At 66.7% G+C, this 15418-nt stretch carries 15 protein-coding genes; 8 read left to right on the top strand and 7 right to left on the bottom strand.

What is annotated here, in order from left to right; genetic code table 11:
• The 6 genes from G4Z14_RS09945 (at window position 1) to betA (ending at window position 5814) form a co-directional block, all read left to right on the top strand.
• Complete coding sequence (locus G4Z14_RS09945) at window positions 1-783, top strand: SDR family NAD(P)-dependent oxidoreductase (protein WP_227751643.1); 783 nt, start codon at window positions 1-3, stop codon at window positions 781-783.
• Window positions 780-1484, top strand: a complete 705-nt coding sequence (locus tag G4Z14_RS09940) for an SDR family NAD(P)-dependent oxidoreductase (RefSeq protein ID WP_164625250.1) — start codon at window positions 780-782, stop codon at window positions 1482-1484. Before G4Z14_RS09945 ends, G4Z14_RS09940 begins: the two co-directional genes overlap by 4 nt.
• Window positions 1481-2371 (top strand): polysaccharide deacetylase family protein, encoded by an 891-nt coding sequence (locus G4Z14_RS09935; RefSeq protein ID WP_164625248.1) that lies wholly within the window; start codon window positions 1481-1483, stop codon window positions 2369-2371. Before G4Z14_RS09940 ends, G4Z14_RS09935 begins: the two co-directional genes overlap by 4 nt.
• Before the next feature lie 44 nt (window positions 2372-2415).
• Window positions 2416-2586 carry a hypothetical protein gene (locus tag G4Z14_RS09930; protein ID WP_164625246.1) on the top strand — a complete coding sequence of 57 codons (171 nt, stop codon included), beginning with the start codon at window positions 2416-2418 and terminating at the stop codon, window positions 2584-2586.
• A gap of 1 nt (window position 2587) precedes the next feature.
• Window positions 2588-4024: a purine-cytosine permease family protein gene (locus G4Z14_RS09925; RefSeq protein ID WP_164625244.1), complete on the top strand. Its 1437-nt coding sequence runs from the start codon at window positions 2588-2590 to the stop codon at window positions 4022-4024.
• 95 nt (window positions 4025-4119) lie between these two features.
• On the top strand, window positions 4120-5814 hold the full coding sequence (betA, locus tag G4Z14_RS09920; protein ID WP_164625242.1) for a choline dehydrogenase: 1695 nt from the start codon (window positions 4120-4122) through the stop codon (window positions 5812-5814).
• Window positions 5815-5866: 52 nt separating this feature from the next.
• Here the strand turns inward: betA and G4Z14_RS09915 are convergent, their stop codons facing one another.
• Window positions 5867-6802, bottom strand: a complete 936-nt coding sequence (locus G4Z14_RS09915) for a capsular polysaccharide export protein, LipB/KpsS family (RefSeq protein ID WP_164625240.1) — start codon at window positions 6800-6802, stop codon at window positions 5867-5869.
• A 149-nt stretch (window positions 6803-6951) separates the two neighbouring features.
• Between G4Z14_RS09915 and G4Z14_RS09910 the strand changes: the two genes are divergently transcribed.
• Complete coding sequence (locus G4Z14_RS09910; protein WP_164625238.1) at window positions 6952-8124, top strand: cytochrome P450; 1173 nt, start codon at window positions 6952-6954, stop codon at window positions 8122-8124.
• 68 nt (window positions 8125-8192) lie between these two features.
• Window positions 8193-8696, top strand: coding sequence for a DUF2478 domain-containing protein (locus tag G4Z14_RS09905; protein ID WP_164625236.1), 504 nt, complete (start codon window positions 8193-8195; stop codon window positions 8694-8696).
• A gap of 132 nt (window positions 8697-8828) precedes the next feature.
• Here the strand turns inward: G4Z14_RS09905 and G4Z14_RS09900 are convergent, their stop codons facing one another.
• From G4Z14_RS09900 to G4Z14_RS09875, 6 genes are all read right to left on the bottom strand, one after another.
• The gene (locus G4Z14_RS09900) at window positions 8829-10241 is read right to left on the bottom strand and encodes an FAD-binding oxidoreductase (RefSeq protein ID WP_164625234.1); all 1413 of its coding nucleotides are present in this window, start codon (window positions 10239-10241) and stop codon (window positions 8829-8831) included.
• A gap of 84 nt (window positions 10242-10325) precedes the next feature.
• A complete protein-coding gene (locus tag G4Z14_RS09895) occupies window positions 10326-11126 on the bottom strand; it encodes an MBL fold metallo-hydrolase (protein ID WP_164625232.1) in 801 nt (266 codons plus the stop codon).
• Between the two features lie 67 nt (window positions 11127-11193).
• Window positions 11194-11772 carry a GNAT family N-acetyltransferase gene (locus tag G4Z14_RS09890; protein ID WP_164625230.1) on the bottom strand — a complete coding sequence of 193 codons (579 nt, stop codon included), beginning with the start codon at window positions 11770-11772 and terminating at the stop codon, window positions 11194-11196.
• Entirely contained in the window at window positions 11772-13031 is a 1260-nt protein-coding gene (locus G4Z14_RS09885; RefSeq protein WP_164625228.1) for a M16 family metallopeptidase, read from the bottom strand. Before G4Z14_RS09885 ends, G4Z14_RS09890 begins: the two co-directional genes overlap by 1 nt.
• Window positions 13032-13316: 285 nt before the next feature.
• Window positions 13317-14702, bottom strand: a complete 1386-nt coding sequence (gene thrC, locus G4Z14_RS09880) for a threonine synthase (RefSeq protein ID WP_164625226.1) — start codon at window positions 14700-14702, stop codon at window positions 13317-13319.
• Between the two features lie 9 nt (window positions 14703-14711).
• Complete coding sequence (locus tag G4Z14_RS09875; RefSeq protein ID WP_164625224.1) at window positions 14712-15383, bottom strand: SURF1 family protein; 672 nt, start codon at window positions 15381-15383, stop codon at window positions 14712-14714.
• Window positions 15384-15418: the final 35 nt, after the last annotated feature.

Raw genomic sequence — 15418 nt, 5'->3', positions numbered from 1 at the left:
ATGGCGCGCGTGAGCTATGATTTCACCGGCGATGCGGTGCTGGTCACAGGCGCGAGCCGCGGCATCGGCCGCGCCGTGGCCCGTGCCTTTGCCGCGGCGGGGGCGAAGGTGACGATCCTGTCCTCGGGCGCCGGCATCCACGCGGCGGCGCGCGAGATTGCCGCCGAGACTGGCCGGCCGGTTGAGGCGCTGGAATGCGACGTGACCGACAGTGCCGGGCTGGCGCGCGCCCTCGCATCGCTGGAACGGATCGACGTGCTGGTCAACAACGCCGGGCTGGAGCGGATCACGCCGCTTTGCGATCCCGACCCCGCAGTCGAGGACATCTTCCGCCGCATCACCGACATCAACGTCAATGGCACCTTTCTGGTGACGCGCCACGCCGCCCCCAAGATGGCGGCAGGCGGGCGGATCATCGTCACCGCCTCGATCTGGAGCCGGGTCGCGGTGCCGGAATTCGCCGCCTATGTCGGCTCGAAGCACGCCAATCTGGGCTTTACCCGTGTGATGGCGCAGGAACTCGGCCCGCGCGGCATCCGGGTCAACGCCGTCTGCCCCGGCTGGGTGCGGACCGAGGCCGCCATGCTCTCTCTGGCCAACATGTCGCGCCGCACCGGGCGCAGCGAGGCGGACCTGCTGGAGGAAATCGTCGGCGCGCAGGTCCTGCCCGGCCTGTTGGAGCCCGAAGATCTGGCGGCACCCTATCTGTTTCTCGCCTCGGACGGGGCGCGCGACATGACGGGACAGGCCCTGATGCTTGACCGGGGCGAGGTGATGGCATGAGCGCCCGCGTTCTGGTTACCGGGGCGGCGCGCGGCATCGGCGCCGCCTGCGCGCAGGCCTTTGCCGCCAGCGGCGCGCGGGTGGCGCGGGCCGACCTCTCCGCCCCCGCGGGCAAGGACCCGGCCTTTGCCTGTGACGTCTCGGACGCGGCCGCCGTGGCGCGGCTGGCCGGGGATCTGCGCGGGCTCTGGGGCGGGCTGGATGTGCTGGTGCATTGCGCCGGCATCATCCACGAGGCCCCGCTGCTGCAAACCCCGATTGCCGATTTCGACCGGGTGATCGCCGTCAACCTGCGTGGCAGCTTCCTTGTCGGTCAGGCGGCCCTTGGCCTCATGACCCCAGATGCCGACCGGCCGCCCCGCGTGCTGATGATCGCCTCGGACATGGCACATTACGGCCGCGAGACCTTTTCGCCCTATGTCGCCTCAAAACACGGGGTTCTGGGGCTGGTGCGCAGCTGGGCGCGGGAATTCGCTCCCGGAATTCTGGTCAATGCCATCTGCCCCGGCCCGATCGACACCGACATGCTCGGCGCCGCCAACATGAGCGCGGAATGGCGGGCCAGAGAACTGGCCATTCCGCTCGCCCGGTTCGGTCAGCCTGCCGAGATTGCCGCCACCGCGCTGTTTCTGGCCGGTGACGGCGGCCGCTATTTCACCGGACAGGCCATCGGCCCCAATGGCGGGAGTGTCATGCCATGATCGCCAATCCCATCCCCTGGCCCAACGGCGCGCGTTGTGCCGCCTCGATCACCTTCGACATGGATGCCGACAGCCTGATCCATATCGCCCATCCGCAGGACGGCCACAGCCGGGTGGCGGCGATTTCCATGCTGCAATATGGCCCGCGCGTCGCCATTCCGCGCATCGTGGAAAGCTATCGCCAACTGGGAATCCGGCAGACCTTCTTCATCCCGGCCTGGTGCATCGAGGCCTATCCCGAAGCGATCGAGGCCATCCTGAAGGGCGGGCATGAAATCGCCCATCACGGCTTCCTGCACGAACACCCGCGCGAATTGTCCGACGCGGAGGAGGCGCATTGGCTGGACCGCGGCATCGAGGTGATCCAGCGCGTCACCGGCCAGCGCCCGCGCGGCTGGCGCGCGCCGCTTTACAACTTCTCGCACCGTTCGGCCGATCTGCTGGCCGAACGCGGTTTTGCCTATGACGCCTCGCTGATGGGCGATGACCAGCCCTACCTGCTGCAAAGCGCGGCGGGCCGGCTGGTGGAGCTGCCCTCGCACTGGGGGCTGGATGACTGGCCGCAATATGTGCAGTCGATGGACCTCGACTACATGATGCCGATCCGCGCCCCCGGCGACGGCTTTCGCGCCTTTGCCGAAGAATTCGAGGCCGCCTATGCGCATGGCGGGCTCTGGGTGCCGGTGGTGCATCCCTTCGCCACGGGCCGGCTGGCGCGCTGGCAGATCGTGCATCGCTTCATCGAACAGGCGCTGGCGCGCGGCGGGGTCTGGTTCGCCCCGATGGAGGAGATCGCCGCCCATGTGCAGGCCGTCGTGGCCAGCGGTGCCTGGGTGCCGCGGGTGGACCGGCTGCCCTATTACACCGGCCCGGTCCGGGTGGCGTGAAGAAAGGCCGGCTGGACCGGCGACAACAGGAGGGAGAGGACGACATGAGTGAGACAGACAAGACCTGGGCGCAGGAATTGCGCCGCCGTATCGACGTCTATGACACGATCGAGGCAAAGGACGGCTGGCGCGGGAGCATGGGCGCCGTGGATTACTGGGGGCTTCTGGCGCTGACCGTGGCGCTGGTTGCCGGTTTCTGGCTCTGGGGGGTCTGAGATGGCAAATGCTGAAACACAAGGCGCTGGCAGCTACAGCGACGCCGCCGAGCGCGGCGACCTGCCGCTCTTGCCGACCGAGCGGCTCTGGGGTTTTTGGGAATTCACCTATGCCAATTCGGCACTGGCTATCGCCACCTGGGCCTTCCTGATCGGCGGCGCTGTCGGTCTTTTCGTCGGTCCGCGCGAGGGCATTGCGGCCATCGTGATCGGCAATATCATCGGTGTCGTGCTGGCAGCACTGCCGACCTGCGTTCCGGCCGGCAAATATGGGGTCGAGCAATTCACCATGCTGCGCAGCCAGTTCGGGGCGAACGGCAGCCGTCTGGTTTATTTTCTGGCGGTGGTGTTTCTGACGATGGGTTGGCTGGCCGTGCTGGGCATGATGTTCGGCCGGTCCATCGACGGGCTGACCTCGCTGATTTCCGGCAGCGAGGCGGCCCCGCTGGGCTCCAAGGTCACGGTGGCGGCGATCGGGGCGATCCTCTTGACCTGGTTCGTGGTGGCCAAGGGGCCGACCTCGATCAAGTTCTTCAACATGGTGATCTCGCCGGCGCTGGTTCTGTTGATGGGCTGGATGATGTATCTGATCTTCAGCCAGCATTCCTTCGACGAGCTTCTGGCGATGAACGCACTGGCGCCGCCGTTTGAAGACAAGGCGCTGAACTTCATCATCGCGGTCGAGGTCAACCTTGCAGCCGGCATTTCGTGGTGGCCCTATGTCGGCAATCTCGGCCGTTTGACGAAGAACGAGCGCACCGCCTTCTGGCCGAACATCGTCGGCATCTTCGGCGCGGCAGCAATGGGCGAGGTTGTAGGGCTTCTGGGTTCGGTGGCCCTTGGCAACAGCGACCCGACGATCTGGATGGCGCAGGTGGGCGGCCTGACGGTAGGGGTCATCGCGCTTGGTTTCGTGGCCTTCGCCAATGTTACCTCGATGGCGAATATCCTTTACACCTCGGTCGTGGGCCTGCGTCAGATCGGCACCGGGGCAATCCGGGCCATCCGCTGGGAAGTGCTTCTACTCATGTTCTGCGTCGTGCCGTTGATCCTGGTGATCTTCTATCCCACGATGTATGACGGCTTCTTCATCTTCCTGGTCTGGACTGCGGCGCTTTATGCGGCGCTGGCGGGCATCGGCATTGCCGACTACTTCCTGCTTCGCCGCCAGACGCTTGACCTGCACGCGCTGCACGGCAACCAGTTGAAGGGGCCATATCGCTATGTCGCTGGCTTCAACCCAATCGCCATCACCGCGCTGGTGGTGGGAGCGGTGGTCTATATCGCGGTCTTCAACCCCCAGACGCTGGAAAGCGCGCCGGTGTTCAAGTACCTGACCGCCTCTTTGCCGTCCTGCCTTGCAGCAGGGTTTGTCCACTATGTCCTGACCCGAATTTTCGCCAAGGGCGAGGGCTGGGGCGACTATCCGCGCCGCTAACCCTTCCGGCGGTTCACTTTTGGCGGGGGTCGCGTGGTCCCCGCCACCTTTCCCCAAACACAACCCGGGCGCTGCCGTCTCAGGGAGGATCCCCCATGTCTCAGGATTTCGACTACATCATCATCGGCGCGGGTTCCGCCGGCTGCGTGCTGGCCAACCGGCTGAGCGCCGACCCCTCCCTGCGCGTGCTGGTGCTGGAATATGGCGGGTCGGACAACTCCATCTTCATCCAGATGCCGACGGCGCTGTCGATCCCGATGAATGGCACGAAATACAACTGGCGCTACTTCACCGAGCCCGAACCGGGGCTGGATGGCCGCCGGGTGCATTGCCCGCGCGGCAAGGTCCTGGGCGGGTCGTCCTCGATCAACGGGCTGGTCTACATGCGCGGCCATGCCCGCGATTTCGACGAATGGCAGGAGCTGGGCGCGCGCGGCTGGGGATATGCCGACGTGCTGCCCTATTTCCAGCGCGCCGAGGCCTGGCAGGACGGCGCCGACCAGTGGCGCGGCGGCGAGGGGCCCTTGGCCACCAATGCCGGCAACCGCATGAAGAACCCGCTCTACCGCGCCTTTGTCGAGGCCGGGCGCGACGCGGGCTATACCACCACCGATGACCCGAACGGCCATCTGCAGGAAGGCTTTGGCCCGATGCACATGACGGTCAAGGACGGGCGGCGCTGGTCGACGGCCAATGCCTATCTGAAACCGGCGATGGGCCGGGCGAACCTGACTGTCCTGACCCATGCCCTGACGCGCCGGGTCATCCTGACCGGCAAGCGCGCGACGGGCGTGGAATACGAGCATGGCGGCGCGCGCCACACCGCCACCGCCCGGCGCGAAGTGCTGGTGGCCTGCGGCCCGATCGGGGCGCCGCATCTTCTGCAACGCTCGGGCATCGGCCCCGGTGCAGTCTTGCGCGCGGCCGGGGTCGAGGTGCTGCACGACCTGCCCGGCGTGGGCGAGAACCTGCAAGACCATTCCGAGGTCTACATCCAGTATGCCTGCAAGGAGCCCATCACGCTGAACGGCAAGATGGACCTGTTCAGCCGCTTCCTGATCGGGGCGGAATGGCTGCTGTTCAAGCGCGGGCTGTCGGTGACAAACCACTTTGAAAGCGGCGGCTTCATCCGGTCGGACGCGAGCCTGAAATGGCCCGACATCCAGTTCCATTTCCTGCCCGCCGCCATGCGCTACGACGGCAAGAAGCCGCTGAAGGGTCATGGCTTCATGGTGCTGACCGGGCCGAACAAGCCGAAAAGCCGCGGCCATGTCCGGCTGCGCAGCGCTGATCCGGCCGAGCAACCCGCGATCCTGTTCAACTATCTCGACCGCGAGGAGGATCGCGAAGGCTTCCGCCGCTGCCTGCGCCTGACGCGGGAAATCGTGGCGCAACCGGCCTTTGACCGCTTTCGCGGCGTCGAGATCGCACCGGGGCCAGAAGTGCAGCGCGACGACGAAATCGACGCCTGGGTGCGCGAGACGATGGAAAGCACCTATCACCCCTGCGGCACCTGCCGCATGGGCGAGGACGAGATGGCCGTGGTCGACAGTTCGTTGCGGGTGCGCGGACTGGATGGACTGCGGGTGATCGACAGCTCGGTCTTTCCGTCGGAACCCAACGCCAACCTGAATGCGCCGACGATCATGCTGGCCGAACGCGGCGCCGATCTGGTGCTGGGCCGCCCGCTTCTGCCGCCGTCGAACGCGCCGGTGGGAGAGGCCCCCGGTCTGGGCGTGACGCAGCGCAGCGGCACACCGAAGCGCACACTCGCGCAGCCCGCCGACTGATCCCGGCATTGGGGGCGCAGGGGGCGGCGTAGGCGCTGGGGGACGGCAGGCGCTATCCCTGCCCCATCACTGCCCGTGCCCGCCCGGCAAACTCAGGTTTGCCGGGCTCCAGCAGGTTCTGACCCAGGAACCAGTAGAGAAACCGGTCATAGCCAAAGCCGCGCATCCGGGCCGGGGCCTCGGCAATGGCGCGGGCCAGCGCCTGCGGGTCGCGGGCCTCGCAGGTGGCCTGGTGATAGTCCGACCGCGCACATGTGATGACGGGCTTCTTCTGCAACAGGGCCTCGAACCCCGCGGCCGAGTTCTGCGTCACCACCACTTCGGCGGCCGCAGCAAGATCGTGGATCGAGGCGGTGGACAGCGTGATCTGCGGCATCTGATCGGCCAGCGCGCGGACAGCGGCGGTCGTCTCGGGGCTTTGGGCGGGGTGCAGTTTCACATAGGTCGGCCCCTGACGGGCAGCGGTGCGCAGCAGGGTCAGGCTGTCGATCCAGTGTACGGGGCGTGAAAAGCGTTCGATCTCTTGCAGAAACACCGCGCAGCGTGCCGGGGGCAGGCCACCCGCTTGCCGCGCCTCTTGCGGAAACTTCGACAGGTTGCGCTTCAGGTGCCAGCCGGTGACACCGTTCCAGAACCAGCGCGCCTTGGCCGGATCCACGCCTGCGGGATCGAACCGCGCTTTCACCAGCGAGGAGTGCATGTTGACGCCCATGGGATCAAGATACCAGAAGCCGCGCAGATAGCCGGGGTGGGCGTGCCAGATGCCGGGACCAACCGGCAAACGCGGCCCGATCACCACGTTCAGATGCCGCCCCATGCCAAGCAGCCGCCCCGAGGCCCCCCGCTCGGCGCGCAGGACATAGGCGGGCAAGCCGATGGCATCGGCCAGCTTGGGAAAGAAATCGAAACGTCCGGCGACAATGGCGTCATACCAGCTTTCACCGGCATGAACGACCAGCGCCCGGCCCGACTTCAACTGGGGCGTCATCCGGTCGAACGGAGTCAGGACTGACGGGATCCGGGAGGGAGGGATCTGGGCGGGGGCGGACATGCCCCATGTTAACCCGCGCCAACGGGGCCGCAAGCTGCTTGCAAAAGTACTTCACTTGTGAAGCAATATGCCAAAGGGAGGGACTCATGCGCTATTCCGAAACCATTACCATCGAAGATCTCGATACCGATCCGTTCCCGCATTACGCCCGTCTGCGCGCCGAAGACCCGATTGCGCCGGTGCCTGCCGCGAATTGCTGGTTCGCGACCCGCTGGAAGGACATCGAGCAGATCGCCCGGCACCCGGATTTCACCGCTGTATCGGACGAGGCTCCGGTCAACGCGGCCTTCGGGCGTCCGAATGTCCTGACTTCGGAAGGGCCGACCCATGCTGCGCTGCGCGGCGGGATCGAGCCGCATTACAAGCCCCGCCGGGTAGCCGACTACATCGACGCCCTCGTGCGGCCCATCGCCGAGGCGCAGCTGGCGGCCTTCCGGGCCAGCGGATCGAATGACCTGCTGACCGAATATTTCGAGCCGATCTCCGCGCTGGCGCTGGCGCGGTCCTTCGGCTTCATGGACGTCGACACCCCGACGCTGCGCCGCTGGTTCCACGGTCTGAGTCAGGGCGCGATCAACTTTGAACGCGACCCGGCTCGCGCCGCGATCTGCGCCGCCGCGGTGCAGGAAATCGAGGCCGTCACCCTGCCGCTGCTGGAGCGGCTGGCAAAGACCCCCGACAATTCGCCACTGTCGCACATGCTGCATTCCGGCATGGAGCCGGGCCAGACCCGCCCGGTCGAGATGATCCTGCCCTCGGTCAAGGTCTCGCTCTTGGGCGGCATGCAGGAACCGGGCCACGGCGCGGCGAACCTGATGGTCGGCCTGCTGCAGAACCCCGACCAGTTCGCCGCCCTGCGCGCCGATCTTGAGACCCGCCTCGGCCCGGCCATCGACGAAGCCCTGCGCTGGATCGCGCCGATCGGCACGATGATGCGCACCGCGACGCGGGACACCGAAGTCAACGGCTTCGCCGTGCCGGAAGGCACCGCCGTTTCCTGCATCTTCGCCAGCGCCAACCGCGACGAGACGCGCTGGGACAATGCCGACGCCTTCGATATCCTCAGGCCGCAAAAGGCGCATATGGCCTTCGGTCAGGGCGTGCATTTCTGCGCCGGCAAGTGGTTTGCCAAGGCCCAGATCGAAGTCGCCATGCGGGTGCTCCTGGACGCCTTCCCGCGCCTTGCCTTTGCCGACGGCCCGCCCGAGTTCCGCGGCTGGGAATTCCGCGCGCCCAGGCATTGCCGCATCGCGCTGTAAGGCGCGGGCTTGCCGTTGCCGGGCGGACCGGGCTATCTGGGGCCGGTTCCCATGGAAGGCCAGCCCTGATGCCGATTGCCTATGTCAGCCTTGCCGGTCGCGGCGTGACCGATGCCCTGATCGCCGATGCGGTGGCTCAGGTGAAGGGCGCGCGGCTTGCCGGGACGGTGCAGCGCGATGTGATCCGCCCGGACCGGACGCTGTGCGACATGGAGCTTGTCGTCCTGCCCGACGGCCCGGTGTTCCGCATCAATCAGGACCGGGGCGAAGCGGCGCGCGGCTGCCGGCTGGACGGCGGCGCGCTGGAAGAGGCCGTGGTCGAAGTGGCGGCGCGACTTGCCGGGGCCGAGGCGCTGGTCGTCAACAAGTTCGGCAAGCTCGAGGCGCAGGGCCGCGGCTATGTCCCGCTGATCGCCGAGGCGCTCGGCCGCGACCTGCCGGTGCTGGTCGGGGTCAACCGGCTGAACCTGCATGACCTTTTGGCCTTTTGTGACGGGATGGCCACGGCGTTGCCGGCGGATGCAGGAACGGTGGCGGGCTGGCTTTCTGCCGAAATTTCCGCCCGCCGTTAACCTGCTGTTCAGGATCTTGCCTTAAGGCTGGTCTTGTCCGGCTACCCACCGGGCAGGGTGCTGCTTGCAAAGACGTACCCAAACACACCCCAAGGCCCCGTCGGCACCACCGGCGGGGCCGATCTGCGGCGCTCAGCGCAGGACCGCACCGGGATTCATGATGCCATGCGGGTCAAGCGCTGCCTTGATCGCCCGCATCGCGGCCAGCTTGGCGGGATCGCCGTAGCGCTCCAGATCGCCGACCTTGAGCCGCCCAAGCCCGTGTTCGGCAGAGACCGATCCCCCCATGTCATGCACCGTGTCATGCACCAGCGCCTTGACCGCTTCGCGCAGGGGCAGGTAATCGGCCTTGGTCCTGCCCGCCGCCGGAAAGACATTGTAATGCAGGTTGCCATCGCCAAGGTGGCCAAAGCAGTTGATGCGGAAATCGCCAAGCGCAGCCAGCGCCGCGTCGGCGCGGGGAATGAAGGCCGGCACCTCTGACAGTGGCAGCGAGATGTCATGGCTCGACACCGCGCCAACCTTGCGATTGGCCAGCGGGATCGATTCGCGCACCCGCCACAATCCGGCGCGCTGCGCCTGCGAGGCGGCGATGACGCCATCGGCAACCAGCCCCGCCTCCATCGCGGCCTCCAGAATACCGGCCATGACCGGCTCGGCCGCTTCGAAGCCGGCAGGCAGCGCCAGTTCCACCAGCACCATCCAGTCCGGCAGCGGGGACAGCGGCAGCGGCACTTCCGGCATGTGTTCGGCCAGAAACTCGGGCCCGGCGCGATTGATGAGTTCGAAGGCTGAAATCATCCCCGCCGCCCGGCCCTCGGCAAGCTCCAGCAGGGCAAGCGCCGCCGCCGGGTCCGGAACCGCCAGCAACGCCGTCGCGGTGGAGGCCGGCGCCGGGTAAAGCCGCAGCGCGGCGGCGGTGATGATGCCCAGCGTGCCTTCGGCCCCGATCAGCAGGTGGCGCAGGTCATAGCCGGTGTTGTCTTTCCTGAGCCGTTTCAGCCCGTTGAAGATGCTGCCGTCGGGCAGCACCGCCTCGATCCCCAGACAGAGATCGCGCGCATTGCCATAGCGCAGCACGTTCACCCCGCCCGCGTTGGTAGACAGAACTCCGCCAATCCGCGCCGTGCCTTCCGAAGCCAGCGACAGCGGGAAGATGCGGCCCAGCTTGGCGGCCTCGTCCTGCGCGGTGGCAAGGATCATGCCCGCTTCGACAACGGCCACGTTTTCCGCCGGATAGATCGCCCGCAGGCCCGCCATCCGCTCCAGCGAGACAATGATCGGCGCGGGACCATCGGACATTATCTGGCCGCCGACAAGCCCGGTGCCGCCGCCATAGGGCAGAACGCCGACACGCGCCGCGTGGCACTGCCGGACGATCTCGGCCACCTCCGCCGTCGATCGCGGCAGGGCCACCGCTCCGGCCTGCCCCTGCCAGCGCCCGCGCGGCTCCTCGAGATAGCGCGGCTCGGCCTCGCGCAGCGTGCCGGCGGGCAGGCTGTCGGCAAGGCGGGCAACAAAAGCGGAGTCGGCGGGGTTCAGCATGGCGCACCTTGGCAAGTCTTGCGCCCGGAGTATCGCTGCAAAACCGGGCAGACAAACAAGTTTCTCTTGTCGGTCGATCGGGGTTCAGGGGATCGGCGCAGGGCTGAGGACAAGGATGGTGGGCCGATCCGGCAAGGTTTTCCAGGAAATCTCGACTTCGGAGGCGTCGGACAGCTCGACCGCGAAACCGGGGTCCATGCGGGCAAGGAAGGCCCGCAGCCCCTCGCCGGTGAACCAGTGCATCGGCAGGACAAGGCGGGCCTTGAGGCGCGTCACCACCTCGGCCATGGCAGCCGGGTCCATGGTATAGCCGCCGTCGACCGGCACCATCAGCACATCCACCCGGCCGATGGCGGCATATTGCGCCTCCGACAGGATCTGATGCAGATGGCCAAGATGGCCGATGCACAGGCCGGTGGTCTCGAACAGGAAGATCGAATTGCCGTCCCGGCGCCCGCCCTCGCCAAAAGGGCCGCGCAGGTCAGAGGTGACGTTGCGGATGCGCAGATCGCCGGTCTCTTCGTCGATCCGGGCGGGAAGACCCAGAGGGCCCCAGCCCCGCAGCACCAGCGGAATCCGCGGGTCGGGGCTATCAGTGAAATGGGTGTCATGGGCGATGTTCATGGTGACGACATTAGGCACCACGTCGGGATTGCCGATGACCCCGGTGTAATCGGTGACGGCCAACTGCCCACCCGGCGTTTCCAGCGCGAACGAGGCGTGACCGAGGAAGCGGATGCGCAGGGTGCCCTTGTCCAGGGGCGCGCCGAACGCGGCAGGCAGGAAGCGGGCTTCGCCTGTGGCGAAGGCAAGACAGCCGCTGTCGAGTGGCCCTTCGGCAAGGGCTTGCAGCGGCAGAAGGGCAAGGATCAGGGCGGCGCGCATGAGATCACGATAGCGCGTTTCGCGGGCGTCGTCGCGCCACCTCCTCGTCGGCGGTGGCGGCCGACGATCAGCCGACGTCAGTGCGCCCGCGCCGGTCGCCGCGCAGGTTGGCGTAAAGCACATGGTTGCGCCAGCGCCCGTTGATTTGCAGATAGCTTTGCGCCACGCCTTCATATTTGAAGCCGCATTTCTCCAGCACCCCGCGCGAGGGCGTGTTTTCGGGCAGGCAGGCGGCCTCGATCCGGCTCAGGTCCATCACGGCAAAGGCGTGATGCACCGTCGCAAGGATCGCCTCGCGCATGTAACCCTGCCGGGCAAAGGGCGCGCCGATCCAGTAGCCCAGCGTCCCCGCCTGCACCGGACCGCGGCGGATGTTGTCCAGCGTGATCGCGCCCAGCAGCTGATTGTCGGCCCGGCGCACCAGCATCAACGGCAGCGCCGTGCCCTGCGTCTCGGCCCGTTGCGCCCAGTAGACCCGGTTGGTAAAGGCGCGGCGCGACAGGTGGTCATGCGCCCAGACCGGCTCCCACGGAGTCAGGTGGGCGGCCGACGCCTCGCGCAGATTGCCCCAGGCCCGCCAGTCGCCATGTTCGGGCAGACGCAGCGTCATGCGCTCGGATTCGATCCGGGGGCGGCGCCGGAACATCAGGCTGCCAGCCTTTGCCGGATCGCCTCCAGCGAAGGTGCGGCCTCGACCGGACCGTAAAGCGCCAGCGCGTTGTCCACCCCGCAGAGGCCCTCGGCATAGCGGCGGACATCGGCGGTAGTGACGGCGTCGATCTTGGCCACGGCTTCGGCCACCTCGGGCACCCGGCCGTGGATCGCCAGCAGCCGCGCGATGCGTTCGGCGCGCGACGAGGGGCTTTCCAGCCCCATCAGCATGCCGGCCTTGATCTGGGTGCGGGCGCGGGCGACCTCGGCTTCGGACATATCGTCAGCTGCTCGCTTCATCTCATCAATGGTGATGAGGCAGAGGTCGTTGATTTCCTCGGCCGAGGTGCCGGCATAGACGGTGATCTGGCCCGCATCCTCATAAGCGCCGGACTGGGCGAAGATCGAATAGCACAGGCCACGCTCCTCGCGGATCTTCTGGAACAGCCGCGAGGACATGCCGCCGCCCATCACCATCGAATAGATCTGCGCGGTGTAGACGTCGGGGTGGCGATAGCCGGGCGCATCGAAGGCCATGGCAAAATGGACCTGCTCCAGCTCCTTGACTTCGCGCCGCTCGGCCCCCTTGAAGCTCGCGGCCTGAAACGGCTGTTGCGGGCGGGACTTCAGGCCGCCGAACATCGCCTCGGCCTGACGCACGATGGCGTCATGGTCCACCCCTCCGGCGGCGGCAAGGATCATCTGGGCAGGCCCGTAGTTTTCCTTGACGAAGGATTTCAGATCGGCGCGCGAGAACTTCGCCACCTTCTCGGAAGGGCCAAGGATGGTGCGGCCAAAGCTCTGGTCGGGATAGGACACCTCTTGCAGCCAGTCGAAGATGATGTCGTCGGGCGTATCCAGCGCCTGCCCGATCTCCTGCAGGATCACATGGCGCTCGACCTCGATTTCCTTGGGGTCAAAGGCGGGGTTCAGCACGATGTCGCCGATCACGTCCAGCGCGAGCGCCACATCGCCTTGCAGGACGCGAGCGTAATAGGCGGTCATCTCGCGCGAGGTATAGGCGTTGATATAGCCGCCGACATCCTCGATCTCCTCGGCGATCTGCAGGGCCGTGCGGCGCTTGGTGCCCTTGAAGGCCATGTGTTCCAGAAAATGCGCGATGCCGTTCTGCGCCTCGGCCTCATGCCGGCCGCCGGCCATCACCCAGATCCCGGCGCTGGCCGATTGCAGCCCCGGCATGTGTTCGGTGACGATGCGCAGGCCGTTCGGCAGGGTGGTGAGGCGGGTGGTCAAGGAAACACCTGTGCTGGAAGCGGGAACCCCGTGTTCTTACATCGCGGGGCATTGTGGCGAAAGGGGTGGAAGTCGGGCGGAAAAGGAAAAGCATGGCTTTTCCCCGCCCGTGCGCGCCGGTGCCGTGGAGACCAGTCAGCCTGCGCACCGCAAGGTCAGCGCCTGCCCCGGCGGGCGAGAAGCGCCCGCCGATGGCGGGGCGGGCGCTGGCCGGGACTGAGGGTCCCGGCGGTGCAGTTTGCATCCGGATCGCGTGGCTTCGGCGATGGCCTCAGCCAGATCAGATCAGCGCCTCAACCGCTCCCGGATCAGCGCCTGAATGGCGGGCAGGTCATTTGACACCCGCGTCACCCGCTCGGGCCGCTCGAACAGATCGGCCATGCGCGGCGGCAGGCCGGGGCGGAGGCCGGTGGCGGTCTCGACCGCGTCGGGGAACTTGGCCGGATGGGCAGTGGCAAGCGTGATCATCGGCGTCTGGCCCAGATGGTCATTCGCCACTTTCACACCCACGGCGGAATGTGGGCAAAGCAGTTCACCCGTGGCTTTCAGCGTCGCGGAGATGGTCGCCGACGTTTCCGCTTCCGAGCAGCGCCCCGAGGTGAAAATGCCCTGCAACATCTGCAGCGCGCCCTGGCTGATGGTGAAGCCGCCCGATTTCATCTCGTCCATCAGGCTGGCCACCGCCTTGCCGTCGCGGCCATAGGCATCGAACAGCGCGCGTTCGAAGTTCGACGACACCTGAATGTCCATCGAGGGGCTGATGGAGGGCTTCACCCCGTTGGTGCGGTGGTCCCCGGTCGACAGCGCCCGGTGCAAGATGTCGTTCTGGTTGGTGGCGACGACCAGCTGGTCGATCGGCAAGCCCATCTTCCGGGCGATGTAGCCGGCGAAGATGTCGCCGAAATTGCCGGTCGGCACGGTGAAGCTGACCGCCCGGTGCGGCGCCCCGAGCGACACGGCCGAGGAGAAGTAATAGACCACCTGCGCCAGCACCCGCGCCCAGTTGATCGAGTTGACGCCCGCCAGCCGCACGCCGTCGCGGAAGTCGAAGTCGTTGAACATCGCCTTCACATTGGCCTGACAGTCGTCAAAGTCGCCATCGACGGCAAGCGCGTGGACATTGGACTCCGAGGGCGTCGTCATCTGCCGGCGCTGAACCTCGCTCACCCGGCCATGCGGATACATGATGAACACGTCGACATTCGCAAGGCCCTTGAAGGCCTCCATCGCCGCCGAGCCAGTGTCGCCCGAGGTCGCCCCGACAATGGTGATCCGCTCGCCGGTCTTGGCCAGCGCCGCCTGCATCATCTGGCCGATGAGCTGCATGGCGAAATCCTTGAAGGCCAAGGTCGGGCCGTGGAACAGCTCCAGCAGGAAATGGTTCGGCCCCAGCTGCACCAAGGGCGCGCGGGCAGCATGGCCGAAGCCCGTGTAGGCCTTGGCAATCAGGCCCTTCACCTCGTCATCGGCGAAAAAGCCGCCGATGAAGGGCTTCATCACCCGGAAGGCGATTTCCTCATAGGGCAGGCCGGCCAGCGCGGCGATTTCGGCCTTGTCCATGACCGGGACGGTCTCGGGGACATAAAGCCCGCCGTCACGGGCCAGACCCGTCATCATCGCCTCACCGAAGGTCAGAACCGGGGCCGCGCCCCGCGTCGAGATATAGCGCATGTCGTTCCCTTATGCCGTCCGCTGCCTGATACGCCACAGAAGGAAACCTGTCATCACCGCCCAGACGAGGGCCAGCGAAAACCAGGTGATGGCGTATCCCCAATGGTCATTGGGTATAGTCGATGTGTCGACCGGAACCGGCGTGATCCCGTCACCGGTTGGCTCACGCGCGACAATAAATGTCGCCTCCGTGTTCAGCTTGGCCGCCATGGCCGGAACATCGCGGGCAAACCACAGGCCGGTCTTGGCGTCGGGCGGCGGGGTGGAGGCGGTCGCGTCCTGCGGCCAATGCAGATTACCGGTCACGCTGGGCAGGCCCCGCACCCGCGGCAGGGGGCGCATCTCCTCGGCCACAAAACCGCGGTCCACCAGAATCCGGCGGCCATCCGTGGTTTCAAACACTTCGATGATGCGCACGCCGGGGCTGCCGCCCTTGATGCCATGCAGAACCTCGACAAACTCGCGCGTGAAGCGGCCCGTGACGATGACGGGCAGGTATTTGTCGGCCTCGGGGTCGGGCGTGGCGGGCAAGACGACCGGGGCGTCATGAATACGCGCCTCGATCTCGGCCAGAACGCCGGCCTTCCAGTGCATCCGGTTGACCTGCCAGATGCCAAGGCTGACCAGCACGGCACAGCCGACCACGCCCATCAGGATCGGAAAGAACATGCGCCGCAGCATGGGGCCCCCGCAAATGCACAACGCGGGCCAGATGG

Origin of the sequence: Tabrizicola oligotrophica (genome assembly GCF_011008935.1) — a bacterium.
GTDB lineage: Bacteria > Pseudomonadota > Alphaproteobacteria > Rhodobacterales > Rhodobacteraceae > Tabrizicola_A > Tabrizicola_A oligotrophica.
The sequence above is the reverse complement of the archived record's forward strand: the minus strand, read 5'-3'. Positions and strand labels throughout refer to the sequence as shown.

Bases quoted from the DNA above. Each gene is read 5' to 3' on its own strand.
- G4Z14_RS09945 (WP_227751643.1), top strand. From the start codon at position 1: ATGGCGCGCGTGAGCTATGATTTCACCGGCGATGCGGTGCTGGTCACA.
- thrC (WP_164625226.1), bottom strand. From the start codon at position 14,702: ATGCGCTATATCTCGACGCGGGGCGCGGCCCCGGTTCTGACCTTCGGT.
- G4Z14_RS09900 (WP_164625234.1), bottom strand. From the start codon at position 10,241: ATGCTGAACCCCGCCGACTCCGCTTTTGTTGCCCGCCTTGCCGACAGC.
- G4Z14_RS09905 (WP_164625236.1), top strand. From the start codon at position 8,193: ATGCCGATTGCCTATGTCAGCCTTGCCGGTCGCGGCGTGACCGATGCC.
- G4Z14_RS09895 (WP_164625232.1), bottom strand. From the start codon at position 11,126: ATGCGCGCCGCCCTGATCCTTGCCCTTCTGCCGCTGCAAGCCCTTGCC.
- G4Z14_RS09935 (WP_164625248.1), top strand. From the start codon at position 1,481: ATGATCGCCAATCCCATCCCCTGGCCCAACGGCGCGCGTTGTGCCGCC.
- G4Z14_RS09925 (WP_164625244.1), top strand. From the start codon at position 2,588: ATGGCAAATGCTGAAACACAAGGCGCTGGCAGCTACAGCGACGCCGCC.
- G4Z14_RS09875 (WP_164625224.1), bottom strand. From the start codon at position 15,383: ATGCTGCGGCGCATGTTCTTTCCGATCCTGATGGGCGTGGTCGGCTGT.
- G4Z14_RS09915 (WP_164625240.1), bottom strand. From the start codon at position 6,802: ATGACGCCCCAGTTGAAGTCGGGCCGGGCGCTGGTCGTTCATGCCGGT.
- G4Z14_RS09940 (WP_164625250.1), top strand. From the start codon at position 780: ATGAGCGCCCGCGTTCTGGTTACCGGGGCGGCGCGCGGCATCGGCGCC.
- G4Z14_RS09910 (WP_164625238.1), top strand. From the start codon at position 6,952: ATGCGCTATTCCGAAACCATTACCATCGAAGATCTCGATACCGATCCG.
- betA (WP_164625242.1), top strand. From the start codon at position 4,120: ATGTCTCAGGATTTCGACTACATCATCATCGGCGCGGGTTCCGCCGGC.
- G4Z14_RS09890 (WP_164625230.1), bottom strand. From the start codon at position 11,772: ATGTTCCGGCGCCGCCCCCGGATCGAATCCGAGCGCATGACGCTGCGT.
- G4Z14_RS09930 (WP_164625246.1), top strand. From the start codon at position 2,416: ATGAGTGAGACAGACAAGACCTGGGCGCAGGAATTGCGCCGCCGTATC.